Source organism: Flavobacterium tructae (assembly GCF_002217475.1).
GTDB classification, from domain to species: Bacteria; Bacteroidota; Bacteroidia; order Flavobacteriales; family Flavobacteriaceae; genus Flavobacterium; species Flavobacterium tructae.
In genome coordinates, this window is record NZ_MUHH01000022.1 from 107,403 (window position 1) to 129,649 (window position 22,247).

Below are 22,247 nucleotides of genomic sequence, written 5' to 3' on the forward strand. Positions count from 1 at the left end.
GCGTTATCTTCCGCTTCTAATCTGACAGCACATCGTCATAAAAATAGAAAGTGCTAAAACAAGAGCGGTTCCCGTTTTGATCATGCTGCCGGCACGTTCTGAATTGTAAAAGAAGTAGGCCAGATAAAGACAGCTTATAACAGCAATGCTATATTTGAGTATAAAAAGTTTCATGTTTTTAAGGGTGATTTAAAAATAATAATCAGCTGTTTTGAGTTCAGGTACTAAGAGTTTCTTGTGAAAATTAGTAGTACAGCGATTATTGCTATGGCGATGCATATTGAATTGGGGTTTGCAAAATTTATGGTCCACCTAAGTTGCTTAATTTTTTTTGCAGGAAATAATCTTTTATCCAGAGGATTGTAATAAAAAATTCCCCAAATCCAATTATTTGGATCGCGGTTCCAGTTGTTTTGGGTTTCTTTTGTAGGTTTAGTATTGAAATCCATTATTTTCGAGGGTTAAGTTTTTATCAGAGGAGGGGGATTTTGATAAAATGATTTAACTGTTTTTTCTACTAAAGCGATATCCTAATGCTATAATAATGATCAAAAGGCAGAGAAATAAGACTGGTCGGGTCATGGTTTTTTGGGTTTAGTGTTTTTGGTGTTAATCAAATTCCTGGGCGTGGTTAAGCACAAGAAATTATTTATTTGTTTTTCGGTGGCGCTAATTTAACATTTTGTAAGGTTCTCTATTATGTGATTATCGGGTATTTTTAATAAGAAATTGGCATATGTTTTTTTATTTTAAAAATTATTTGTTTTTTGTGAGTATATATATGTAAAAGTGTCCTCTATTATTTTGGACGGAAAAATTTGCTAAATCATGAATGTAATTGTAGGAAACAAGCTTAAAATACTTCGGAAAAATAAGAGAATGTCACAGGAAGAAGTGGCAGATTTTCTTCATATCTCACAATCAGCATATGCCAGAATGGAAAGTGGTGAAAGCAGTTCATGGGCGAATCATATTTTAAGAATCTGCGAAATTTTTGAGATAATTCCTGAGGATTTATTGAAAGTTGAACATAAAAAACAGGATCTGAATGGAGAGGGTTCCTCCACTACCACCGCTCATTTATCGGGTAAAATAATTGAGGAATATGAAGAACGTATAAAAGAGTTGAAACAAACCATTCGCGATCTGAAGAAGGTGTAGTTTTTATTTTAAGAAAGAGAAGAAAAGTAGTTAAAATAGTATTTTTTTTTAGCTTTGCACGGAATGTAACAACCTTAAACAATGGATTCCAGTAAAGAACTTTTATTCTTTTTTAGTGCATTAGGAGCTTTTAACGGAATTATCTTAAGCATCTATTTCTTCTTTTTTACTAAAAAAAGATTTCTTACAAACTATTTTTTAGGAGGTCTTTTGTTCGCTTTAAGTATACGAATCGCAAAATCAGTATTTGTTTATTTTAATCCAACTTTACCCAAAATGTATTTGCAGATTGGGCTGACAGCTTGCTTTTTCATAGGTCCTTGTTTGTACTTTTTTCTAAAATCAGCTGTAGACGAAATAAATGTAATGCCAAAATCCTGGAAACTCACGTTTCTATTTTGGGGGATCCTTAGTGTTTTAGTTGGTGTTATTTTTCCTTATGAATATTATCCGGAACTTTGGAGTTTTCGTTTTATCAGAATTATTTATCTGCAATGGTTTATTTATATTGTCGCTTCAGGGTTTACCATTAAAGCAATTCTGAAAAAAATCTTTAGCAGAAAAGAGAAAACGTCTCCATCTGAAATGTGGTTTGGAATGCTCTTTTTAGGTATCCTTTTACTTTTCGTTTTTTATTTTCTTGCTTTAATTGGAGCACCGGCCGCAATTTATATCAGCGGTGCAGTTGTTTTTTCTTTTATTCTATACTTAGTCGTATCAATCCTTTTGTATCGAAAGAGGACTGATGATTTATTTCTGTTAAATGGCACAAAAGGTGCTGTAAAAAAAATAGATACTGAAGAGGCAGGAGTTTTATCTCAGAAGTTAGAAAGTGTAATGAATGAAAAAGCATTGTATAAAAATCCAAATCTTTCACTGCAAGACCTGGCTAAAGAGGTCAATATTACAAGCCATCAATTATCACAGTTTTTAAATAATAATTTAGGTAAGAACTTTACCAGTTTTGTAAATGAATTCAGAATTAGAGAGGCCCGCGAAATTATAATTTCAAATGATAAGCTTACTTTAGAAGCTATTGGTTACGATGTTGGTTTTAATTCCAAATCGACATTTTTTGCGACATTTAAAAAGTATACCGGAAAAACACCTTCTTATTATCAAAGTGCAGATTTTAGAAACTCAAACCAAGTGTGAATTTATAAAATTGTACTCCTGATTTCTATTTTGAAGATCTCATAACGTGATTTACTGCGGACTTTTGTTCCAATAAAAGTCAAATTTTAATTACCATAAACGATGAGATCTGTTGTTACTCTTTATTCCTGTTTTTTATTTTTCTGTTCTATAAGCTCAAAAGCACAATCTAAACCAACAAATCAAGATAAGGTTTTAGATCAGATTGATGAGTTAAAGGAAGTGGTTGTAAAAAGCCAGCCGACATTGATAAAACATGGAACAAACGGAACGGTTGAGGTTCAGGTCGCAAATACTTTACTTTCCACCACTAGTTCTGTTACTGAATTATTAGGTAGAGTTCCAAATGTTATTGCAGCTGATGGACAAATTAGTGTGCTGGGTAAAGGTGAAGCAATTATTTATCTCAATGGAATTCTGATTAATAATGAACGATTTGCCGCAATTCCGGTTTCGCAAATTTTGAAGATTGAAGTTGTTTCTAATCCTTCCTCAAAATATGATGCCGAAGGAAAAGCAGTGATCAATATTATTACCAAAAAGAATATTGAAAGCGGAATGATGGGGACAGCAAGTCAACAAGTTACCGTTTCAAAATTTGCCGGAACCAGCACCAATACATTGCTTGATTTTAATTATACAAAAGGCAAATTCTCTTTTATAACCAATTATGGATTGCAATTAGGAAAAGGAAGGGAATTATTATATACCACAAGAACAAGATCCAGTACCGACGAGTATATGCAATCAAAACTGACTACAGATTGGCAAAGACAATTTAACAATTATTCCAATTTTGGATTTGGATTACAATATGCCTTCTCGGACAAACAGTACATTACGTTGGGGTATAGCGGTAATGTTGCAGATTTGGGAGGAGCGGTTATAAGTCGAAATACAATAACAAATAACATTGGTAATAGCCTTTACAGTACTAACATTTCTAAAAATGATGTGTTGTTAAATCAGTTCATTAATTTAAATTACAATCTGGTAACGGATGATCTGGGTTCGTCATTATTTGTAGGCACTCAATATTCTAATTATAATGGAGATGTTAAGGATTTCATTGATGAAAATGGTCTGGTCGATAGCTTTCTGACCGAAAAATACTTGAAGAACAATGTAGAAAACACTACAAATATTACAAGCATACAGTCAGATTATGCTAAAAAGATCGATGAAGATACAACATTAGAAATGGGAGCTAAATTTAGCCGTGCTGTGATTAATTCTGAAACGAATTTTCTGGTATCAAAAGTAAAAGAAGGCGATTTTGAAGTGGACACAGGGCTTTCAAGTGATTTTAAATACGATGAGAAAATTGGTGCGGCTTATTTTAGTTATCTGTCATCATTAAGTGAAAAGTTTAGTTATTCGCTTGGTGCCCGGGGAGAGTGGACCAATTACGATTTGCGTACCAATGCTAACGGAAATCAGGAATTTAAAAAAAGTTATGCGAATCTTTTTCCAAACGTTCTGTTGAATGTGAAGGTTTCGGATGAATTTAAAGCACATGTTTCTTATGTCTCCAGAATAACAAGACCGCGGTATCAGTCTTTAAATCCATTTGTTATTTACCAGGATCCTTTTACGACCATAGAAGGAAATCCTGATTTGTTGCCGGAAAAAGTTCATGCTTTTGAAATTGGCGCATTCTACAGAAAATTCGATTTTAAAATAGGATATACACATAAAACAGATCCTATATCCGGAGCCGCTTTGCGAGGAGATAATCCGAACAGTTATATCTTAAGATCGATAAATTTTGATAGAGAAAATACTTTTTTTGTTTCTCTTTCAAGATCGTTCAAGAATAAAATTTGGAGCTCTGTAAATACGATAAGTGTCAGTTATAGTAAAGCGGTTGATCATAAATATTCGTATGAATTTGGGGCTGTTAAACCGCAGTTGTATCTGTACTCGAACAATACGTTTACAATCCCTAATCTGTTCAAAATTCAACTACTTGCCTGGTATTTGGGAGACAGAAGCTACGGATTAGGTCATGATGATGATCGGTCAACAGTAACTATTGGGATTGAAAGAAACTTTTTTGATGATGCATTAAAACTAAATTTTACAGCGAATGACATACTCCACAAATTTAGAACTTCCGGAAATTATAATGTTGGACAAAGCGAAATCTATTATCACAGGACCTATACAACAAACTATTTCAGACTGGTTGCGACCTATACTTTTGGAAACTCAAAGAAACAGATGTTCAGGAAATTGAAAACAGAAGAAGTAGAGAATAACAGAGCAAGATGATTGGAATGAAAAAGCATCACTTATTCAATTAGTAAAACACTATCATTTTTTTCATTTCTTTAGTCTATTGGGTTTTTAACTGTATATTTTTTCTTTCTAATAGTAATTGTTTCATTTTTTCATCTCCGATTTGAGATCGTCGGTTTTTTAAGAAGTAGGGGTAAAATTTTTTCTTGTTGACTTTCAGTTCCGGATATTTTTGGAAAAGTTTTTCCTCAGCTGCTTTAAAAGCAATTAGATTGCGAACTCTTTTTCCAAAATCAACGTATCCTGTTTTTTCCTTGGCTTTTGCAAAATCTTTGAAATTTTTAAATTTATTTAGTTGTAAGTCTTCCGTGAATTTTTTCTCTAAGGTTTGATTTACATTGTCTCGAGGATATTTTAAAACATCTTCCCAGTACTTGTTGTAGGCTTTATCCATCGACTCAAATAGTGGATCGTTTTTTAATTCTTGTGAAATCTCTCCGTCTTTATTAATCATTTCATCTTTTACACAGGATAAAAAAGTAAGAGATAACACTAAGAGAAGCATTGCAAATGATTTGATTTTGTTTTTCATAGTGGAGCAGTTCTTAGTTAATGTAGAATTTTTCTTTTATTAAAGTTAAACTGCTTTCGGGGAAATTGTCAGCCGAAAAACGGTTATTTAAAGCCTGTTTCTAAATAATTGTAAAACAATTCCTATATTTATACGCAAGAAAAGTACCAATCATGAATAAGACTGTAGGGGGAAAATTAAAGATGCTGCGTAAAGAGAAAAATATGTCGCAAGAAGAAGTGGCAGACAGTCTTCATATATCACCATCGGCTTATGCAAGAATGGAACGCGGAGAAAGTACTTCCTGGGTAGTTCATTTTAAAAGGATTTGTGAGGTTTTTGAAATAGCACCGGAAGAATTAGTGCGAGAAGAGATAGGGGTTAAAACTTATGAGAGTTTAATGAATATTGATCAATTGATAGACTATTCTATGCTTGTTGTTTATCGAAAGATTATCAGAAAATACGAATTAGAGATTGAAGATCTTAAAATTATAATTAAACATTTGAATAAAGGGCAGGAATAAAAAAAGCTTCACTTTATTGGTGAAGCTTTTTAAGTATATGAATTATATAATTAACGTATAATGCAGATTTAGTTAATCTCTTTAGTAACGATTTGCATCGTTTCGCGGCTTACTTGTTTTAATAAAACGGCTTTGTTCTCTTCTACCGTTTGTGCCGCTTGTTCTGTAAAATGACGAATGGTATACAAAGTCACATTCTCGCTAAATTCTACTTTGAACTTTTTCGAAAGAATGGCGTTCAGGTCATTAAAATTCCCAAATTTATCTTCCACACAAACCGAAAAACTAATGGCAGAATTCTGAATCAGATTTACTTTTATTTTAAATTGGTGAAACAAAGCAAAAATCTCGCTGATATTCTCTTCCATAATAAAAGAAAAATCAATCGAAGAAAGAGAAATTAAAAGCTGTTCTCTTTTTACGATAAAACAAGGATATTGCGGCTCCAAATCGACACCTTTAGAAACACAGGTTCCTTTTAAAAGTGGATTAACAAAAGATTTTACGTACAACGGAATTTCCTTTTTCTGTAAAGGCTGCAATGTTTTTGGGTGAATTACAGTAGCTCCGTAGAAAGCCAGCTCGATCGCTTCACGATAAGAAATCTGGTTTAATAAACTCGCATTTTCAAAATAACGCGGATCGGCATTCATAACTCCCGGAACGTCTTTCCAAATTGTAACACTTTCTGCATTTAGGCAGTAGGCAAAAATTCCGGCGGTATAGTCAGAACCCTCACGACCTAAAGTGGTAGTAAAGTTGTTCTCGTCGGCACCTAAGAATCCCTGAGTAATGTTTAGAACTTTACGAGGAACATTTTTACTGATGTTTTGTTGTGTAACCTCCCAGTCTACTTCAGCATCACGGTAGTTGGCATTGGTTTTGATAAAATTTCGAACATCCAGCCATTGCGTTTGAATGCCCATAAAATTCATAAAATGACTTAAGATAGTCGTTGAAATCAATTCTCCGAAGCTCACAATCTGATCGTAAACAAAATTATAGTTTGGAGATTTATTGTGTGCCAGGAAATATTCCAATTCAGAGAATAGCGCTTTTACAGCAGTAAAAACAGCATGTTCTTCGTTCTCAAACAAATCCAGTAAAATTTGATTGTGGTATTTCTTTATTTCCTGTACGGATGAACTCAGTTCTGATGATTTTTCAAAATAATTTTTGATTACTACTTCAAGAGCATTTGTCGTTTTTCCCATTGCGGAAACTACTAAAATCACATCTTCATAACCTACTTTTTGTAAAACGTCGTATACGTTTTTAATTCCTTCGGCATCTTTAACCGATGCTCCACCAAATTTAAATACTCTCATTTTTAATTTTAGATTTTTTATTTCAGATTTCAGACCGGATGAAATCTTATATATGTTATCATTTTTTCTGCCATGAATCTATATTAATTGATGAAATTCGTGGCAAAATATTATTTTTTATAATTTTTCTAAAAACGAATTAATTCCCGCTTCGTCCATTTGAACAACTCTCCAGTCTTCAAGGATTTTTGCACCCGAATTCTCGTAGAATTTTACAGAAGGAGTATTCCAGTCCTGAACATTCCAATCGATTCTGAGAACATTATCCCGCTTTCCCTGTTTTATGATTTCGGCATAAAGTGCAGACCCTAGACCTGTACCTCTCATCTTTTCTTTAACGACCAAATCTTCAAGATGTATTGTTTTTCCTTTCCAGGTCGAGTATCGGTAATAGTAGAATGCAATTCCAACAATTTCTTTATGATTTTCGTCAGTATCAATTTCTGCAACAAACACATGAAACAGTGGTTTTTCACCAAAACCGTCACGTATTAAATCTGCTTCTGTAATCACTACGGCATTTGGTTCTTTTTCGAATATTGCCAACTCCTGTATTAATCCCAGAACCGATTTCATGTCTTCAGGATTCCCTTTTCTAATATTCATATATTCTTATTATTAAGCGTTTATTAGCTAAAAAAGTATTCTTTTGCTCAGTACTTTAGGGCTTTGTTTAGCAAATATACAATAGTGGCAAACTAACGAAATAATTTTTAAACCATTCTCACAAAAAAAACGATATTTGTGACTTAAAAACAAAATTACAACGATTTAGTAATGGAAGAACGCAATAAAACACTGGGAGAGTTTATTATTGAGAACCAAAAAGCATTTCAATATTCGTCGGGGGAGCTTTCCCGAATTATCAATTCTATACGTTTGGCGGCCAAGGTCGTAAACTATAAAGTAAACAAAGCTGGATTGGTGGATATCATTGGCGCTGCAGGAGAGCAGAATGTTCAGGGTGAAGACCAGCAAAAATTAGATGTATATGCAAACGAAGTATTTATTCAGACGTTAATTAACCGTGAGATTGTCTGTGGTATTGCTTCAGAAGAAAACGACGATTTTATTACTGTTCAGGGGAGCGACAACAGTCATAATAATAAGTACGTGATCTTAATGGATCCGCTGGACGGATCTTCAAATATCGATGTGAATGTATCAGTGGGAACCATTTTTTCGGTTTTCAGAAGAATTACACCTATCGGAACTCCGGTTACAAGCGAGGATTTTTTACAACCGGGAGTCAATCAGGTAGCAGCAGGATATGTTATTTACGGAACGTCGACGATGTTGGTATACACCACAGGTCATGGCGTAAACGGTTTTACCTTAAACCCGGCGATTGGAACATTCTATCTGTCACATCCTAATATGAAATTTCCAAAAAATGGGAATATTTATTCAGTCAATGAAGGAAATTACGTTCACTTTCCACAAGGAGTAAAAAATTATATCAAATATTGTCAGAGAGAAGAAGAAGACAGACCTTACACTTCAAGATATATCGGAAGTTTAGTTTCTGATTTTCATAGAAATATGATCAAAGGAGGAATTTATATTTATCCAACCAGTTCAAAAGCACCAAAAGGGAAGCTACGTTTGTTGTACGAATGCAATCCGATGGCTTTTATCGCAGAACAGGCAGGAGGAAAAGCAACAGATGGTTTTGGAAGAATTATGGAAATACAGCCAACTGAATTGCACCAGAGAGTTCCGTTTTTTTGCGGAAGTTACAACATGGTAGAAAAAGCAGAAGAATTTATGGCGGAAACAGAGTAATCTCCGTTTTTGGTTCGTTTCAAACCCGACAAGTTTTTAAAACCTGTCGGGTTTCTTTTGCGGTAAATTTTAGTTTCGGTTTAAAAACAGAAAACCCGACAGTTTTGAACTGTCGGGTTTATTTTTTATTTAGCTTTAGCTATCAGTCTGAAAACTGAAAACTGCGACTGAATACTATTTATGCATGTGTTGCATTTCGTAAACAAAAGTATCACCGTCTACTTTTTTGTCGACTAATGATAATGCTTTAGAAATGATATAGTTTACGTTGCTTGGTGTAAAACCTAAAGCGATACCTAATTTTCGTAACATCACTTCTTGTTGGTCTTCAAGATGGTGATCTACGTGTACCATTCTTGTTAAATCATACAAACGCTCTAAACGCTGTACGTGCAAATAAGGAGGATTGATAGGGTATTTTAATGGGTCGTTAAGAATTTCTTCGTATTCAGTTTCTGAAATTTCTAAACGTGCAGCCAATTTGTCCAAGAAATTTTTTTCTTCAGGATGTACAATTCCATCAGCTAGTGCTACACGAACAATAGCAGAAAAGTGACCTTTGTTTCTTTGTTTGAATTCGCTATCAAATAAATCTGAAAATGACATAATTATGGTTTTTTTTATCCTACAAAGATAATTTTTATTTTAAATTATTAATTTTAAAGTTCTCATAAAATTTAACTTAATTTTTATCGGTTGTTTTAGTTTGGGACATCTATAATTGTTCAAAATAAATCGTAAGTTTACAGCCCCTAATCATTATAATAGAGTACCCTTATGTCAGAATTTTGGATTTATTTTCAAATAGGATTAAAGCATGTTTTAGATATTAACGCTTATGATCACGTTCTTTTTTTAATTGCATTAACAACCCCTTATTTGTTTAAAGACTGGAAACGTATTTTGCTTCTTGTTTCTGTTTTTACAATTGGTCATACACTGGCTTTATTGCTTTCTGTTTACGGAATTATTGCGATAAAAGTGAATACTGTTGAGTTTTTAATCCCCATAACGATTTTAATTACCGCAGTTTTTAATCTTTTAACGGCCGGAAAGAACTCTAAAAATGACGGTTTGAATGTAGTGTTTTTTGTGACCTTATTTTTTGGAATTATACATGGACTTGGATTCTCGAATTATTTCAAAACAATTTTAGGAGGGTCACCTGGTTCAAAATTACTACCTTTAGGAGAATTTGCTTTAGGAATTGAAGCAGCACAACTGGTTGTGGTTTTTGTAGTTTTGATACTATCTTATATTGTGCAGACCATATTTCGTTTTTCAAAACGCGATTGGGCACTTGTAATGTCGGCTTTTGTTATCGGAGTGGTTATTCCCATGATTATTGAAAGCCCAATTTGGAACAGATAAAATAAATGAAGAAAAAAAAATTAAATAAATACGACAAAGCTTATCTGCGGATTGCCAAAGAATGGAGTTTATTGTCGTATTGCAAACGAAAGCAGGTAGGTGCTATTATTGTGAAAGACCGGATGATTATTTCGGATGGATACAATGGTACCCCGTCTGGTTTTGAAAATTGCTGTGAAGATGAGGAAGGATTAACCCGTTGGGACGTTCTTCATGCCGAGGCAAACGCCATTTTGAAAGTAGCAAGATCAACGCAATCCTGCGAAGGAGCGACATTGTATATTACGCTTTCACCTTGCAAAGAATGCAGTAAATTAATACATCAGTCGGGTATAAAAAGAGTGGTGTATCATGACGGATATCGTGACGATTCCGGAATTCAGTTTTTAATAAAAGCAGGTGTCGAAGTCGAACATATTCCTGTTTTAGAAGAGTAGATGAAATTTAATTCAAAATATTTACCACTTGTTATCGGAGCAACCTTAGCTCTGGGTATTGTTCTCGGAAGCCTGATGAATGCTCCCGCGGATGATCAGCTTTTGGCTAAAAATTACTCAAAAACCAAACTGAATAAGCTGATCGATTTTATCAATAATGAATATGTTGACAGTATCAACACCGATTCAATTGTAAATCTTACAGTCGACAATATCTTATCAAAATTAGATCCGCATTCCGTTTATATTCCCCCAACAGAACAGGCCGAAGTAGCCGAAAGCATGAAAGGAGATTTTGTAGGGATTGGAATTAATTTTTACATGTACAAAGATTCTGTTGCCATTATAAAACCAATTGAAAACGGGCCTTCGGCAAAAGCCGGAATAAAGTCTGGCGACCGTATTCTATTTGCCGGAAAAACCAAACTGTTCGGACGCAGATTGTCTTCAGATATTTTGTTTTCTAAGTTAAAAGGATTAAAAGGATCTGAGATTGAACTGACTGTTTTTAGAAGATCAGAACAAAAGAAACTTAAGTTTAAAGTAAAAAGAGATGTTATTCCAATCAAAAGTGTCGATGCTTCATTGATGCTGGGGAATAATGCCGGATATATCAAAATCAATCGTTTTGCCGAAACTACTTTTAATGAGTTTAAGAGTGGTCTGGATCGATTGAAGCAAAAAGGAATCGAGTCGCTGGTGATTGACCTTCGTGACAATGGCGGTGGTTATATGGAAGAAGCTATTGCAATTGCAGATGAATTTTTAAAAGACAAACAACTCATCGTTTTTACTAAAAATAAAAACGGTACAACCGAGAAGACTTATGCAACCAAAGCAGGCAGTTTTGAAACCGGAAAAGTGTATGTGCTGATTAATGAAAACAGTGCATCGGCCAGTGAAATTCTGGCGGGAGCATTGCAGGATAACGACCGAGGGACCATTGTAGGCCGACGTTCTTTTGGAAAAGGTCTGGTGCAGCGTGAAATGGATTTCAACGACGGATCGGCAGTGAGGTTGACCGTGGCTCGTTATTACACCCCAACCGGAAGATCGATTCAGAAGCCTTATAAAAAAGGAAATGAAGACTATTTTAAGGAATCTGAAGCCCGTATAAAATCAGGCGAACTTTATGCAAAAGACAGTATAAAAGTGGCCGATTCTTTAAAGTTTAAAACGCCAAAAGGTAAAATTGTATATGGCGGTGGCGGAATTGTTCCTGATGTTTTCGTGCCGATGGAGGCCGAGCATGGGAATGAAAATGTGGCCTACCTGATGCAAACCGGAATTGTGGGGCATTTCGTTTTTGAAGAATTGGATAAAAACAGAGGTGTATTTGCCGGACTCCATTTTAATGAGTTTTTGGCAAAGATGAAGAGTTCTGATCTGTATTTTAAAAAGTTCAAAACCTATGTGTTGTCAGCCGGTTTAGATTTGAAATTTGACAAAACCAAAGCGTTGGTAAATCGATATATCACTGCTGAGTTTGCCAGACAATTGTATGGCGAATTGTATTACTACGATGTTATTTTAAAAGAAGATGCCATGATCAAGGCTGTTTTGAAACCAAACAAGTAATCCCTAATCTTCATCAGATGAAAATAGAAACTATTGTAAATGCTGAGATTGAACTATTAACGGCCATGAAAAGTGCAGATATTCCAACTTTGGAAAAGATGCTACATGACGATTTACTTTTTAATTTACCGGACGGACAAACTATTACGAAAGAGTTTGATTTAAATTCGTATCGTTCAGGTAAGATGCAAATAGATGCATTAGAAGCTTCAGATCAGACTATAAACTTAATTGATGGCTCGGCTGTGGTTGCGGTAACGATTTTATTAAAAGGAAGCTTTAATCATGATCCCTTTAACGGAACTTTTAGGTACATCAGGGTTTGGAAACAGTTTGATGAAAACCCGAAAGTAATTGCCGGAAGCTGTATTCAATTGCAGTAAAAAACGATCTAAGCTGGATTTTGTTAATCTGCGCTGCTTTTGTGCTAATTTTCCAGGGTTTTATCGAATACTGTCGTGAGCATGAGTTTGTACACCGTTGTTCCATAAAGTTAAGATGTCTGTCGCTACGGCAGCACCACTTCCGGCTGCAATGGCCAATTGACTTCTCCAGCCTGCCAGAGTTCCTGTAACGTAAATGCCATCGGCAACCTTGTGGTCGTCATTTTTAAGTTGGATTCGCTGTTTTTCTGGAAGTGCTTTCTTGTGTGGCTCGATATATTGCATTAAGCCTTCTATGTCAAAAGTATTCGCTGAACCAATGCCAACTACGATACTTTTTGTTTTATAAGAGTTTTTGTTGGTAGTTACAATGAAGTCTGGGTATGAACCCTCAACTTTAACTACCTTTTCGTTTTCTATCTGAGTGATATGCGGATAAGTTTTGGCTAAATCCTGAGTACTTTCTACTAACAAATCAGATCCCAGTTTACCGGGTGTAATGCCGTAAGCATTGTAAAAAATGGCTTCCTGTAGAGAAGAGTTTTTTTGATGTGTAAAAATTCCGATTTTTTTGTCGGTTACAAAAGCTTTGTTTTTGGCTGATCCCAATACAAGGGCACAGGACATGCCTGAAACACCTCCGCCAATAATTAAAACATCAAACATAGGATTATCGTCCGTTTGTTTTTTCTTCAATTCTTTTAGAGATTCTAAAAATCAAAAGAATTAAAACGGCGCAGAATGAAGCAGCGATTCCAATAAAAGCAACTACACTGTCTCCCTGAAAAGGATTTTTGAAGTCCAGTAGCGTAATATTAAAAACGATTAATGCTAAAGCCAAAAGCACTAAAATTGAAGTAAAAATTTTCATAATGGTTGTTTGTTTGTCTAAAATAATAAAGTAGAACCGTCAGATGTGAAAAATATCTTAAAGTTATATTTTAGAAATTTTATGGGGTAAATTTATAAAAATAAATGTTAGACAAACAAACCTTTAACATTAGCAGCAAATAATTTAACAGCAATTGCTAAAAGGATTACTCCAAATGTCTTGCGAACTACACCGAGTCCGTTTTCTCCTAATAAATTTTCTATTTTTTTAGAAGATTTCAAAACAACGTAAACCAGAATAATATTCAGTAAAATGGCAATGATAATGTTAATAGTGTGAAACTGAGAACGTAATGATAATAAAGTAGTCATCGTACCGGCGCCAGCAATTAAAGGAAAGGCCAAAGGAACAATCGAGGCTGATCCCGGTTCTTCATCACGATAAATTCGGATTCCTAAAATCATTTCCAAGGCCAGAAAGAACAATACAAATGAACCCGCAACAGCAAAAGAATGTACATCAATTCCAATAAGATGTAAAAAACCTTCTCCGACAAAAAGAAAAGTAATCATAATCAGACCGGCTACAATCGAAGCTTTCTCTGAATCTATATGACCAACTTTCGCTCTCAAATTTAATATAATCGGAATTGATCCTACAATATCAATTACGGCAAAAAGTACCATTCCAACGGTGATAATTTCCTTAAAATCAATTTCTAACATAATTTTTTTTATTTACTGTTTAGAGATGTGCAAAAGTAGATAATAAAGTTAATGCTTTTTTGTGATATAGTGAAAGGGCTGCATTTTTGTTATAAAAACACGTGTTGTTGTTTAAAAAAACGATTTTTATAACAATTACCAAGTTGTTTTGCATATTTGCAAGGCGTTTGCTGAAAAATGTTGCGACGGTTTTTTGTCCGGGACCGGCATAAAGTGTTTGACATGAGGACCTGTTGGGTAAGTATGAGAAAAGAATAGGCAGAATATCTGCTTTCTTTGCGTATCTTTGCACTTTATAAATTACAGTATTTCAATATCATGTTTCAATTAGGGAAAACCATTATTTCAGAAGATATTCTTGAAAAAGAATTTGTGTGCAACTTGTCAGCTTGTAAAGGAGCTTGCTGTGTTGATGGAGATGCCGGTGCGCCTTTGAGCGAAGCTGAGACTAAAATTCTGGAAGAAATCTATCCTAAAGTTAAGCCTTTCCTGCGAAAAGAAGGGATTGCTGCCATCGAAGCTCAGGGAACCTGGGTAAAAGGAACGGATGGTGATCTTGAAACGACTCTGATTGATAATAAAGACTGTGCTTATGTTATTTTTGATGGCAAGACTGCACTTTGCGGAATTGAGCAGGCGTACAATCAGGGAATTGTAGACTGGAAAAAACCTGTTTCCTGTCATTTGTATCCAATCCGGGTGAAAGACTTTACAGAGTTCGCTGCTGTAAACTATGACAAGTGGGATATTTGCGACGATGCCTGTTCGTTAGGTAAGGAGTTGGAAGTTCCGGTGTATAAATTTGTCAAAGAAGCATTAATTCGCCGTTTTGGACAGGATTGGTATTTGGAGCTTGAAAAAGTTGCAGAAGAACTCAAAAAATCGTAAAAAATCGGTAGCCATTACCATTGCTGGGAAGTGTTCGGATTTTGATTAAAAAACATTTAAGAAGTCAGGTGAAAACTTTTAAAAACATTTAAAATTTTCTTGCTTTTTGTTTCAAAAATTCTATATTTTACTTCCAAAAATGAGATGAAATTTAATATTAATTTGCTTGTTTTCAGTATTTTAGTTATTGTATGAAAAATATCTCATTTTCGGTGTGTTGTTAAAAACTACGCCCGATTGTGAATAAGTTTGACTTTTATTTTCGGCAACAAATGACAATCTTTGTAGTCTACTGAATGAGCTAAAATTTAGTATAAAAATTAAAGAAAAATTTCATGTTACAAGTCGAGCCAATATTACAAGAAAACAAAAATCGTTTCGTTATTTTCCCAATAAAACACCATGATATTTGGGAATGGTACAAAAAGATGGAGGCTAGTTTCTGGACTGCCGAAGAAATCGATTTGCACCAAGACTTGACTGACTGGAATAATAAATTAAGTGACGACGAAAGATACTTTATCAAGCACATTTTAGCTTTTTTTGCAGCTTCTGACGGAATTGTAAATGAAAACCTTGCAGAGAACTTTGTAAATGAAGTTCAATATGCCGAAGCTAAATTTTTCTATGGCTTTCAAATTATGATGGAGAATATCCATAGTGAGACTTATTCTTTATTAATTGATACCTATGTAAAAGACGAAGCAGAGAAAGCGGAATTGTTTAATGCTTTAGAAGTTTTTCCTGCGATTGGTAAAAAAGCAGAATGGGCTTTAAAATGGATCGAATCAGATTCGTTTGCTGAAAGACTAATTGCTTTTGCAGCAGTAGAGGGGATCTTTTTCTCAGGTGCTTTCTGTTCAATTTATTGGTTGAAAAAACGTGGTTTAATGCCAGGTTTAACTTTTTCGAATGAATTGATTTCGCGTGACGAAGGTGTACACTGTGATTTTGCAGTGCACTTACACAATCATCACCTGGTTAATAAAGTGCCAAAAGACAGAATTAAAGAAATCATCGTTGATGCTTTAAATATCGAAAGAGAGTTTGTAACAGAATCTCTTCCGGTAAGTTTAATAGGAATGAATGCTACTTTAATGACGCAATATCTAGAATTTGTTGCGGATAGATTATTAGTAGAATTAGGTTGCGAGCGTGTGTATGGATCAGCGAATCCGTTTGATTTCATGGACATGATCTCTCTTCAGGGAAAAACTAATTTCTTTGAAAAACGTGTTGCGGAGTATCAAAAATCAGGTGTGATGAACACAGATAGTGATGCTCAGAAAATTTCATTTGATGCAGATTTTTAGCCAACAGCAATAAATTTAGTGTATACCAAAACACTAAAAAAATAAATCATTTTATAAGATTGAATCTTCATCCCAAATCGTTGATTCAAGTACAATTTTTAATGCCTTTCAGTTTGTTTTTCAAACTGGAAACAGACAACTATTGAGAATCCTGCAATTCTCAAAAAATAATTTAAAAACACACAATGTTTAAGCCTTGGAAATCGTTATTCCCGAGACTTTCATTTTTTCAATAACTAAAAAAGTAAGCTTATGTATGTAGTAAAAAGAGATGGCCATAAAGAGCCGGTAATGTTTGATAAGATTACAGAAAGAATCAAAAAATTGTGTTATGGTTTAAATGAACTTGTAGATCCTGTTAAGGTAGCGATGAGGGTTATTGAAGGATTGTACGATGGGGTTTCGACTTCTGAGTTGGATAATCTTGCGGCAGAAACGGCGGCTTCTATGACGATTGCGCATCCTGATTATGCACAATTGGCGGCACGTGTGGCAATTTCAAATCTACATTCCAATACCAAGAAATCGTTCTCAGAAACGATGAAGGATATGTACAATTACGTAAATCCAAGAAACGGACAAGATGCTCCGTTACTTTCGGATGAAGTATTTAAAGTAATTCAGGAAAACTCCGCTTTCTTAGATTCTCATATCATTTACACAAGAGATTTTAATTACGATTACTTTGGTTTTAAAACCTTAGAACGTTCTTATCTGTTAAAAATAAACGGTAAAATCGTCGAAAGGCCACAGCACATGTTAATGCGTGTTTCGGTTGGTATTCACCTTGACGATTTAAAAGCTGTAATTGAAACCTACGACTTAATGTCTAAAAAGTTCTTTACGCATGCAACGCCAACGTTGTTTAATGCCGGAACTCCAAAACCACAAATGTCTTCTTGTTTTCTATTGGCCATGCAGGACGATAGTATTGATGGTATTTATGATACTTTAAAACAAACCGCTAAAATTTCACAATCGGCGGGAGGAATCGGACTTTCTATTCATAACGTTCGTGCGACGGGATCATACATTCGTGGCACAAACGGAACTTCAAACGGAATTGTTCCGATGTTGAGAGTTTTCAACGATACTGCTCGTTATGTAGATCAAGGTGGCGGAAAACGTAAAGGAAGTTTTGCGATTTACATCGAAACCTGGCATGCTGATATCTTTGATTTCTTAGATTTAAAGAAAAACACAGGGAAAGAAGAAATGCGTGCGAGAGATTTATTCTTCGCGATGTGGACTTCAGATTTATTCATGAAACGTGTACAGGAAGATACTACCTGGACTTTAATGTGTCCTAATGAGTGTCCTGGTTTGTACGATGTTTATGGAGAAGAATTTGAAGCATTGTATACCGATTATGAATTTAGAGGAAAAGGTAGAAAAACGATTCGTGCACGTGAATTATGGGAGAAAATCCTGGAATCACAAATCGAAACGGGAACACCGTATATGTTGTACAAAGATGCAGCAAACCGTAAATCAAATCACAAGAATTTAGGAACCATTCGTTCGTCTAACTTGTGTACTGAGATTATGGAGTATACTTCTAAAGATGAAATCGCAGTTTGTAACCTGGCTTCTATTTCATTACCCATGTTTATTGATAACGGAAAATTCGATCACGAAGCGCTTTACAATGTTACGAAACGTGTAACACGTAACCTGAACAAGGTAATCGACAGAAACTATTACCCGGTTAAGGAAGCTGAAAATTCTAACCTTCGTCATCGTCCGGTAGGATTAGGAGTGCAAGGTTTAGCCGATGCTTTCATCATGTTGCGTATGCCATTTACAAGTGATCAGGCTAAAGCATTAAACCAGGAAATTTTCGAAACTTTATACTTTGCAGCTGTAACCGCTTCTATGGAAATGGCAAAAGAAGAAGGACCATATTCAACTTTCGCAGGTTCTCCAATGTCACAGGGAGAATTCCAATACAATATGTGGGGATTGAAAGATGAAGAATTATCAGGTCGTTGGGACTGGGCTTCTTTAAGAAAAGAAGTAATGGAGCACGGAGTTCGTAACTCATTATTGGTTGCGCCAATGCCAACAGCTTCGACTTCACAAATTTTAGGAAACAATGAAGCTTTCGAGCCGTATACCTCAAACATTTATACACGTCGTGTATTGTCTGGAGAATTCATCGTAGTAAACAAACATTTACTTCATGATTTAGTAGACAGAGGTTTGTGGAACGAAGATTTGAAACAAGAAATTATGCGTCATAACGGATCTGTTCAAAACATTGATATTATTCCACAAGATTTAAAAGATCTTTATAAAACAGTTTGGGAAATGTCGATGAAAGACATTATCGATATGTCACGTCAAAGAGGTTACTTCATTGATCAATCACAATCGTTAAACTTGTTCATGCAGGATGCCAACTATTCTAAACTAACGTCTATGCACTTCTACGCTTGGCAATCAGGTTTAAAAACAGGAATGTATTACCTAAGAACAAAATCAGCAGTTGATGCGATTAAGTTTACGTTGAACAACGATAAAAAAGAAGAAACAAGCCCAACTTTAGTTCCGGAAACTGAAGCAATCAGCGTTGAAGATTACAAAGCAATGTTGCTAAAAGCGCAAGCTGGAGATCCTGAAGATTGTGAAATGTGTGGATCTTAATTTTTTTTAGAAGAAAGAAGATAGAGTAAAGAAAATAGAGTAGTGATTATTTTTATTCTTAAGTTTATAGAAAGCAGTTATCGTAAGGGTAGCTGCTTTTTTTGTTGTTGTTTGTTTTTGTCAATGTAGAGGAACGAGGTGTTTTTGTCCACTGCTATTTTAATATTGTCCAGGGTTTCAACCGTTAAATACACTGCATTTTGTCATAGGTTTTCCAGACTTGAAACTATAACTTGTAATGTATATAAATGTTATAAAGCGCGTAATATCCCATAAAAAAATCCGTTCTAATTATTACCAAAGATTTTAAAGCCTTAGCACCTTAGTAACTAAGCATCTCAGAACCTTCTCTTTAAACCTTTAAGAGAAAGTCAAGTCTTATTGTAATACTTTCTGAATTATGAAAAAAAGCAATCTTTGGTCATTACGATTGGGTTTTTCCGGAAAAGAATCCGATGTGATTGAAAAATTGGGAATAGAAAAATTCCTGAAACAGTCTTATCAATCAAAATTTGATACCCAGCTCCCCGCTTTTCTGGAAGATGATCCCAAAACATTATTAGAACTCAAAGAACTTAAAGAGTCTATTAAAGTCGCAGATTCAGAGGAAAAAAAGAAAGCGCTGAAAAAAGAAATCTACTCCGCTGTGGAGTTGCGAAAGTGGTGGATCGGAAAAATGCGTAATGACGAATTTCCATTACGGGAGAACATGGTTTGCTTTTGGCACAATCACTTTGTCTCTACTTCTCAAAAAGTAAAAGTCAATTACTGGATTTATCAGCACAATATGATTTTGCGGGAACATGCCTTCGGTAATTTTAAAGAGCTTACCAAGCAAATCATAAAATCGAATGCTATGGTGAAGTATCTGGATAATGTTGACAACAAAAAAGGGAAATACAACGAGAATCTCAGTCGTGAATTATTGGAACTGTTTACCATTGGAATTGGAAACTATACCGAAAGCGACATTAAGAACGGTGCAAGAGCTCTGGCCGGACTCAATTACGGCGACAACGGGGCTGCTTACAGACGGTTTGCTGAAGATGATACAGACAAAACGTATTTTGGTAAAACCGGAAATTGGAAAGCAGATGATTTGGTTGATATTATTTTCGAACAGAAAAATATTCCATATCTCGTTACGCGAAAAATTCTGGAATGGTTCATTTATGACAATCCACCTGAAGATTTGGTCACTTACTATGGAGATTATTTTAGAAAGGTGAAATTTGAAATACAGCCTTTACTGACCAAAATTTTTACCGAAGAGTATAAGAAAGAGAATTCAGGAGCCAAAATCAAAGATCCGTTAGTTTATATTTTGCAGCTTTTAGAGGAACTGCATATCGACGATCTTGATGAGGGTATGATTTTGTTTTTTCTGAAGCAGCAAGGAATGGATTTGTACAATCAGGTTAATGTGAAAGGCTGGGAGGGAGGAAATTCCTGGCTGACTTCTCAGGTGTATCTGCAGCGCAACAACACAGCCGACTTACTTTGTTCTGGAAAAAGTATTACCCGAAAAACTTTGAACACAATGACTACTGAAACTGAAAAACCAAAATCAGAATTTGAAAAAGTGGATGTGAAAATGGGCTTTGATACCAATGGCACTAATAAAACGATCATCACGGAACTGTCAAACAGATTATTGTTTAAAGTAAATGATTCGATGCAAAAAGACATGGAGAATTTACTAAAATACGATTTCGATCCAAAAGAGGAACACGCCAATTTTGCTGTAATTCGGCTCTTCAATTATATTACAAAACTGCCCGAGTATCAATTAATTTAGAAGTTATTATCATGAACAGAAGGAATTTTCTAACGCTTACAGGAACTCTTACCGGCGGAATGTTGGTACTTCCTGATTTTTTACACGCATTTGGTTCGCAGAGTAGTTTAATTGTAGGGGAGCAATGTGTGGTGTTTGTTCAGTTAAATGGTGGGAATGATGGTCTGAATACTTTTATACCATACGACAATCCGCTGTATTACGATTATCGTGCAAAAATCGCTTTGAATAAAGACGTTGTTATTGGTAAAAATAAAGGAATGGCATTTCATCCGGCATTGAAAGATCTGGCTCAGATACAACAAAACGGAGATTTGACTGTAATTCAAAATGTAGGTTATCCCGAACCCATTCGATCACACTTTAGAAGTCAGGAAATTTGGCAAACCGCAACAGATTCTAATAAGTATAGTAACGAAGGCTGGTTAGGACGTTATTTGGATTTACAATGCAACGGACATCAGGCTACGGCGGGAATAAATCTGGATTCGATCGATAATTTAGCTTTAAAAGGGAATGAGCCTAATTTTATAACCGTAAAAGACCCAAACCGATTTAAGGTAAAATCAGATAAAGAAGTAAATGTAACCTTGTCTGATAATCCGCAATTGGATTTTGTTCGAAAAATTGCCAATTCGGTTACAGAAGGATCGGATGAGATTCAGAAGGCATTGGCAAAATCAAAGGCGGAAATTAGTTATTCGAAAACAGAATTGTCTAAAAACCTGGAATGGATTGGCCGACTAATTAAAGGAAATCTAAATTCGAAAGTATATTATACCTCGCTGGGTGGATTTGATACTCATGACAATCAGCTGGCTTTACACGAAAGAAAATTAGGGGAGCTGAATGACGCCTTGTATAGTTTTTATCAGGATTTGAAACAGGCAAAGCTGCTTCAGAATGTAACGGTCGTAGTTTTTTCTGAATTTGGAAGACGAGTTAAAGATAACGGAAACGGTACAGATCACGGAACTGCGGCTCCAATGTTTATAATTGGTGGAAACAACCGAGGAACAATTTTAGGTAAGAACCCTGATTTATCTAATTTGGATAACGGAGATTTGAAATATGAAATTGATTTTAGAAGTGTGTACGCCTCATTATTACAGCAAAAAATGAATTTCGATTATACTAAAATAGGAATTAAGAATGCACCGGTTTCAGGATTATTTTAGAATTGCGAGATAGCCACGAATTCACGGATTTTTTGTTTAAAAGCTGCAATAGTTTGAAATCATTTGTGAATTCGTGGCGAAAAAACGTAGCACATTAGTATCTAAGAACCTTAGCATCTTCAAAAAACCAATTGTAAATATCTCATTTTAAGAGGATATTTTTATATTATCTTACAAAACATCATAAATTTGTTAAGAAATCCTTTTTTGTTTCATAAAAAGTATTATTTTTTTTGGTGCGGTAAAAATAATTTATACATTCGCAGAGTATTTATTGAAAAACACAAACAAAATGACTAATAACCGTTTTTATTTTAGCAACTCTTTTTA

Annotated in this window: 22 protein-coding genes; 14 read left to right on the top strand and 8 right to left on the bottom strand. The window is 34.9% G+C overall.

Going from position 1 to position 22,247, the window contains the following annotated elements; all coding sequences use genetic code 11:
• Positions 1-3: 3 nt before the first annotated feature.
• Positions 4-174, bottom strand: coding sequence for a hypothetical protein (locus B0A80_RS20790; RefSeq protein ID WP_017496200.1), 171 nt, complete (start codon positions 172-174; stop codon positions 4-6).
• Positions 175-828: 654 nt separating this feature from the next.
• On the opposite strand from B0A80_RS20790, the gene B0A80_RS10345 reads away from it, so the two are divergent.
• The 3 genes from B0A80_RS10345 (at position 829) to B0A80_RS10355 (ending at position 4,590) form a co-directional block, all read left to right on the top strand.
• Positions 829-1,161, top strand: coding sequence for a helix-turn-helix transcriptional regulator (locus B0A80_RS10345; RefSeq protein WP_017496198.1), 333 nt, complete (start codon positions 829-831; stop codon positions 1,159-1,161).
• Positions 1,162-1,242: 81 nt separating this feature from the next.
• Positions 1,243-2,316, top strand: coding sequence for a helix-turn-helix domain-containing protein (locus tag B0A80_RS10350; protein ID WP_089077237.1), 1,074 nt, complete (start codon positions 1,243-1,245; stop codon positions 2,314-2,316).
• Positions 2,317-2,418: 102 nt separating this feature from the next.
• Positions 2,419-4,590 (top strand): outer membrane beta-barrel family protein, encoded by a 2,172-nt coding sequence (locus B0A80_RS10355; RefSeq protein WP_089077238.1) that lies wholly within the window; start codon positions 2,419-2,421, stop codon positions 4,588-4,590.
• Between the two features lie 64 nt (positions 4,591-4,654).
• Here the strand turns inward: B0A80_RS10355 and B0A80_RS10360 are convergent, their stop codons facing one another.
• Complete coding sequence (locus B0A80_RS10360; RefSeq protein WP_089077239.1) at positions 4,655-5,149, bottom strand: hypothetical protein; 495 nt, start codon at positions 5,147-5,149, stop codon at positions 4,655-4,657.
• A gap of 152 nt (positions 5,150-5,301) precedes the next feature.
• On the opposite strand from B0A80_RS10360, the gene B0A80_RS10365 reads away from it, so the two are divergent.
• Positions 5,302-5,655, top strand: coding sequence for a helix-turn-helix domain-containing protein (locus B0A80_RS10365; RefSeq protein WP_089077240.1), 354 nt, complete (start codon positions 5,302-5,304; stop codon positions 5,653-5,655).
• Between the two features lie 68 nt (positions 5,656-5,723).
• Here the strand turns inward: B0A80_RS10365 and B0A80_RS10370 are convergent, their stop codons facing one another.
• Both B0A80_RS10370 and B0A80_RS10375 read right to left on the bottom strand, forming a co-directional pair.
• Complete coding sequence (locus B0A80_RS10370; RefSeq protein WP_089077241.1) at positions 5,724-6,983, bottom strand: aspartate kinase; 1,260 nt, start codon at positions 6,981-6,983, stop codon at positions 5,724-5,726.
• A 117-nt stretch (positions 6,984-7,100) separates the two neighbouring features.
• Positions 7,101-7,589, bottom strand: coding sequence for a GNAT family N-acetyltransferase (locus tag B0A80_RS10375; RefSeq protein ID WP_089077242.1), 489 nt, complete (start codon positions 7,587-7,589; stop codon positions 7,101-7,103).
• A gap of 171 nt (positions 7,590-7,760) precedes the next feature.
• Between B0A80_RS10375 and fbp the strand changes: the two genes are divergently transcribed.
• Positions 7,761-8,768: a class 1 fructose-bisphosphatase gene (gene fbp, locus B0A80_RS10380; RefSeq protein ID WP_017496190.1), complete on the top strand. Its 1,008-nt coding sequence runs from the start codon at positions 7,761-7,763 to the stop codon at positions 8,766-8,768.
• Between the two features lie 174 nt (positions 8,769-8,942).
• Here the strand turns inward: fbp and B0A80_RS10385 are convergent, their stop codons facing one another.
• The gene (locus B0A80_RS10385) at positions 8,943-9,374 is read right to left on the bottom strand and encodes a tellurite resistance TerB family protein (protein ID WP_017496189.1); all 432 of its coding nucleotides are present in this window, start codon (positions 9,372-9,374) and stop codon (positions 8,943-8,945) included.
• Positions 9,375-9,545: 171 nt separating this feature from the next.
• Here B0A80_RS10385 and B0A80_RS10390 point away from each other — a divergent pair, with 171 nt between their 5' ends.
• From B0A80_RS10390 to B0A80_RS10405, 4 genes are read left to right on the top strand one after another with little or no spacing between them, the layout of a single operon-like run.
• Positions 9,546-10,139 carry a HupE/UreJ family protein gene (locus B0A80_RS10390; protein WP_017496188.1) on the top strand — a complete coding sequence of 198 codons (594 nt, stop codon included), beginning with the start codon at positions 9,546-9,548 and terminating at the stop codon, positions 10,137-10,139.
• Between the two features lie 5 nt (positions 10,140-10,144).
• Positions 10,145-10,576: a deoxycytidylate deaminase gene (locus B0A80_RS10395; RefSeq protein ID WP_017496187.1), complete on the top strand. Its 432-nt coding sequence runs from the start codon at positions 10,145-10,147 to the stop codon at positions 10,574-10,576.
• A complete protein-coding gene (locus B0A80_RS10400; protein ID WP_089077243.1) occupies positions 10,577-12,154 on the top strand; it encodes a S41 family peptidase in 1,578 nt (525 codons plus the stop codon).
• Between the two features lie 17 nt (positions 12,155-12,171).
• Positions 12,172-12,537 carry a nuclear transport factor 2 family protein gene (locus tag B0A80_RS10405; protein WP_089077244.1) on the top strand — a complete coding sequence of 122 codons (366 nt, stop codon included), beginning with the start codon at positions 12,172-12,174 and terminating at the stop codon, positions 12,535-12,537.
• A gap of 60 nt (positions 12,538-12,597) precedes the next feature.
• Here B0A80_RS10405 and B0A80_RS10410 read toward each other — a convergent pair whose 3' ends face one another.
• The 3 genes from B0A80_RS10410 to B0A80_RS10420 form a co-directional block, all read right to left on the bottom strand.
• On the bottom strand, positions 12,598-13,203 hold the full coding sequence (locus tag B0A80_RS10410) for an FAD-dependent oxidoreductase (protein WP_089077273.1): 606 nt from the start codon (positions 13,201-13,203) through the stop codon (positions 12,598-12,600).
• 4 nt (positions 13,204-13,207) lie between these two features.
• On the bottom strand, positions 13,208-13,408 hold the full coding sequence (locus tag B0A80_RS10415) for a hypothetical protein (protein WP_017496183.1): 201 nt from the start codon (positions 13,406-13,408) through the stop codon (positions 13,208-13,210).
• Between the two features lie 107 nt (positions 13,409-13,515).
• Positions 13,516-14,094: a MarC family protein gene (locus B0A80_RS10420; protein ID WP_089077245.1), complete on the bottom strand. Its 579-nt coding sequence runs from the start codon at positions 14,092-14,094 to the stop codon at positions 13,516-13,518.
• Positions 14,095-14,412: 318 nt separating this feature from the next.
• Here B0A80_RS10420 and B0A80_RS10425 point away from each other — a divergent pair, with 318 nt between their 5' ends.
• From B0A80_RS10425 to B0A80_RS10445, 5 genes are all read left to right on the top strand, one after another.
• On the top strand, positions 14,413-14,982 hold the full coding sequence (locus B0A80_RS10425) for a DUF3109 family protein (RefSeq protein WP_017496181.1): 570 nt from the start codon (positions 14,413-14,415) through the stop codon (positions 14,980-14,982).
• A gap of 335 nt (positions 14,983-15,317) precedes the next feature.
• Complete coding sequence (locus B0A80_RS10430) at positions 15,318-16,295, top strand: ribonucleotide-diphosphate reductase subunit beta (protein ID WP_070906526.1); 978 nt, start codon at positions 15,318-15,320, stop codon at positions 16,293-16,295.
• A 252-nt stretch (positions 16,296-16,547) separates the two neighbouring features.
• Positions 16,548-18,941 carry a ribonucleoside-diphosphate reductase subunit alpha gene (locus B0A80_RS10435; RefSeq protein ID WP_017496179.1) on the top strand — a complete coding sequence of 798 codons (2,394 nt, stop codon included), beginning with the start codon at positions 16,548-16,550 and terminating at the stop codon, positions 18,939-18,941.
• Positions 18,942-19,341: 400 nt separating this feature from the next.
• On the top strand, positions 19,342-20,739 hold the full coding sequence (locus B0A80_RS10440; protein ID WP_089077246.1) for a DUF1800 domain-containing protein: 1,398 nt from the start codon (positions 19,342-19,344) through the stop codon (positions 20,737-20,739).
• 11 nt (positions 20,740-20,750) lie between these two features.
• On the top strand, positions 20,751-21,917 hold the full coding sequence (locus tag B0A80_RS10445; RefSeq protein WP_089077247.1) for a DUF1501 domain-containing protein: 1,167 nt from the start codon (positions 20,751-20,753) through the stop codon (positions 21,915-21,917).
• Positions 21,918-22,247 lie beyond the last annotated feature (330 nt).

What these genes read in the sequence shown, in the direction of transcription:
- B0A80_RS20790 (WP_017496200.1), bottom strand. Translation starts at nt 174, where the DNA reads ATGAAACTTTTTATACTCAAATATAGCATTGCTGTTATAAGCTGTCTT.
- B0A80_RS10345 (WP_017496198.1), top strand. Translation starts at nt 829, where the DNA reads ATGAATGTAATTGTAGGAAACAAGCTTAAAATACTTCGGAAAAATAAG.
- B0A80_RS10350 (WP_089077237.1), top strand. Translation starts at nt 1,243, where the DNA reads ATGGATTCCAGTAAAGAACTTTTATTCTTTTTTAGTGCATTAGGAGCT.
- B0A80_RS10355 (WP_089077238.1), top strand. Translation starts at nt 2,419, where the DNA reads ATGAGATCTGTTGTTACTCTTTATTCCTGTTTTTTATTTTTCTGTTCT.
- B0A80_RS10360 (WP_089077239.1), bottom strand. Translation starts at nt 5,149, where the DNA reads ATGAAAAACAAAATCAAATCATTTGCAATGCTTCTCTTAGTGTTATCT.
- B0A80_RS10365 (WP_089077240.1), top strand. Translation starts at nt 5,302, where the DNA reads ATGAATAAGACTGTAGGGGGAAAATTAAAGATGCTGCGTAAAGAGAAA.
- B0A80_RS10370 (WP_089077241.1), bottom strand. Translation starts at nt 6,983, where the DNA reads ATGAGAGTATTTAAATTTGGTGGAGCATCGGTTAAAGATGCCGAAGGA.
- B0A80_RS10375 (WP_089077242.1), bottom strand. Translation starts at nt 7,589, where the DNA reads ATGAATATTAGAAAAGGGAATCCTGAAGACATGAAATCGGTTCTGGGA.
- fbp (WP_017496190.1), top strand. Translation starts at nt 7,761, where the DNA reads ATGGAAGAACGCAATAAAACACTGGGAGAGTTTATTATTGAGAACCAA.
- B0A80_RS10385 (WP_017496189.1), bottom strand. Translation starts at nt 9,374, where the DNA reads ATGTCATTTTCAGATTTATTTGATAGCGAATTCAAACAAAGAAACAAA.
- B0A80_RS10390 (WP_017496188.1), top strand. Translation starts at nt 9,546, where the DNA reads ATGTCAGAATTTTGGATTTATTTTCAAATAGGATTAAAGCATGTTTTA.
- B0A80_RS10395 (WP_017496187.1), top strand. Translation starts at nt 10,145, where the DNA reads ATGAAGAAAAAAAAATTAAATAAATACGACAAAGCTTATCTGCGGATT.
- B0A80_RS10400 (WP_089077243.1), top strand. Translation starts at nt 10,577, where the DNA reads ATGAAATTTAATTCAAAATATTTACCACTTGTTATCGGAGCAACCTTA.
- B0A80_RS10405 (WP_089077244.1), top strand. Translation starts at nt 12,172, where the DNA reads ATGAAAATAGAAACTATTGTAAATGCTGAGATTGAACTATTAACGGCC.
- B0A80_RS10410 (WP_089077273.1), bottom strand. Translation starts at nt 13,203, where the DNA reads ATGTTTGATGTTTTAATTATTGGCGGAGGTGTTTCAGGCATGTCCTGT.
- B0A80_RS10415 (WP_017496183.1), bottom strand. Translation starts at nt 13,408, where the DNA reads ATGAAAATTTTTACTTCAATTTTAGTGCTTTTGGCTTTAGCATTAATC.
- B0A80_RS10420 (WP_089077245.1), bottom strand. Translation starts at nt 14,094, where the DNA reads ATGTTAGAAATTGATTTTAAGGAAATTATCACCGTTGGAATGGTACTT.
- B0A80_RS10425 (WP_017496181.1), top strand. Translation starts at nt 14,413, where the DNA reads ATGTTTCAATTAGGGAAAACCATTATTTCAGAAGATATTCTTGAAAAA.
- B0A80_RS10430 (WP_070906526.1), top strand. Translation starts at nt 15,318, where the DNA reads ATGTTACAAGTCGAGCCAATATTACAAGAAAACAAAAATCGTTTCGTT.
- B0A80_RS10435 (WP_017496179.1), top strand. Translation starts at nt 16,548, where the DNA reads ATGTATGTAGTAAAAAGAGATGGCCATAAAGAGCCGGTAATGTTTGAT.
- B0A80_RS10440 (WP_089077246.1), top strand. Translation starts at nt 19,342, where the DNA reads ATGAAAAAAAGCAATCTTTGGTCATTACGATTGGGTTTTTCCGGAAAA.
- B0A80_RS10445 (WP_089077247.1), top strand. Translation starts at nt 20,751, where the DNA reads ATGAACAGAAGGAATTTTCTAACGCTTACAGGAACTCTTACCGGCGGA.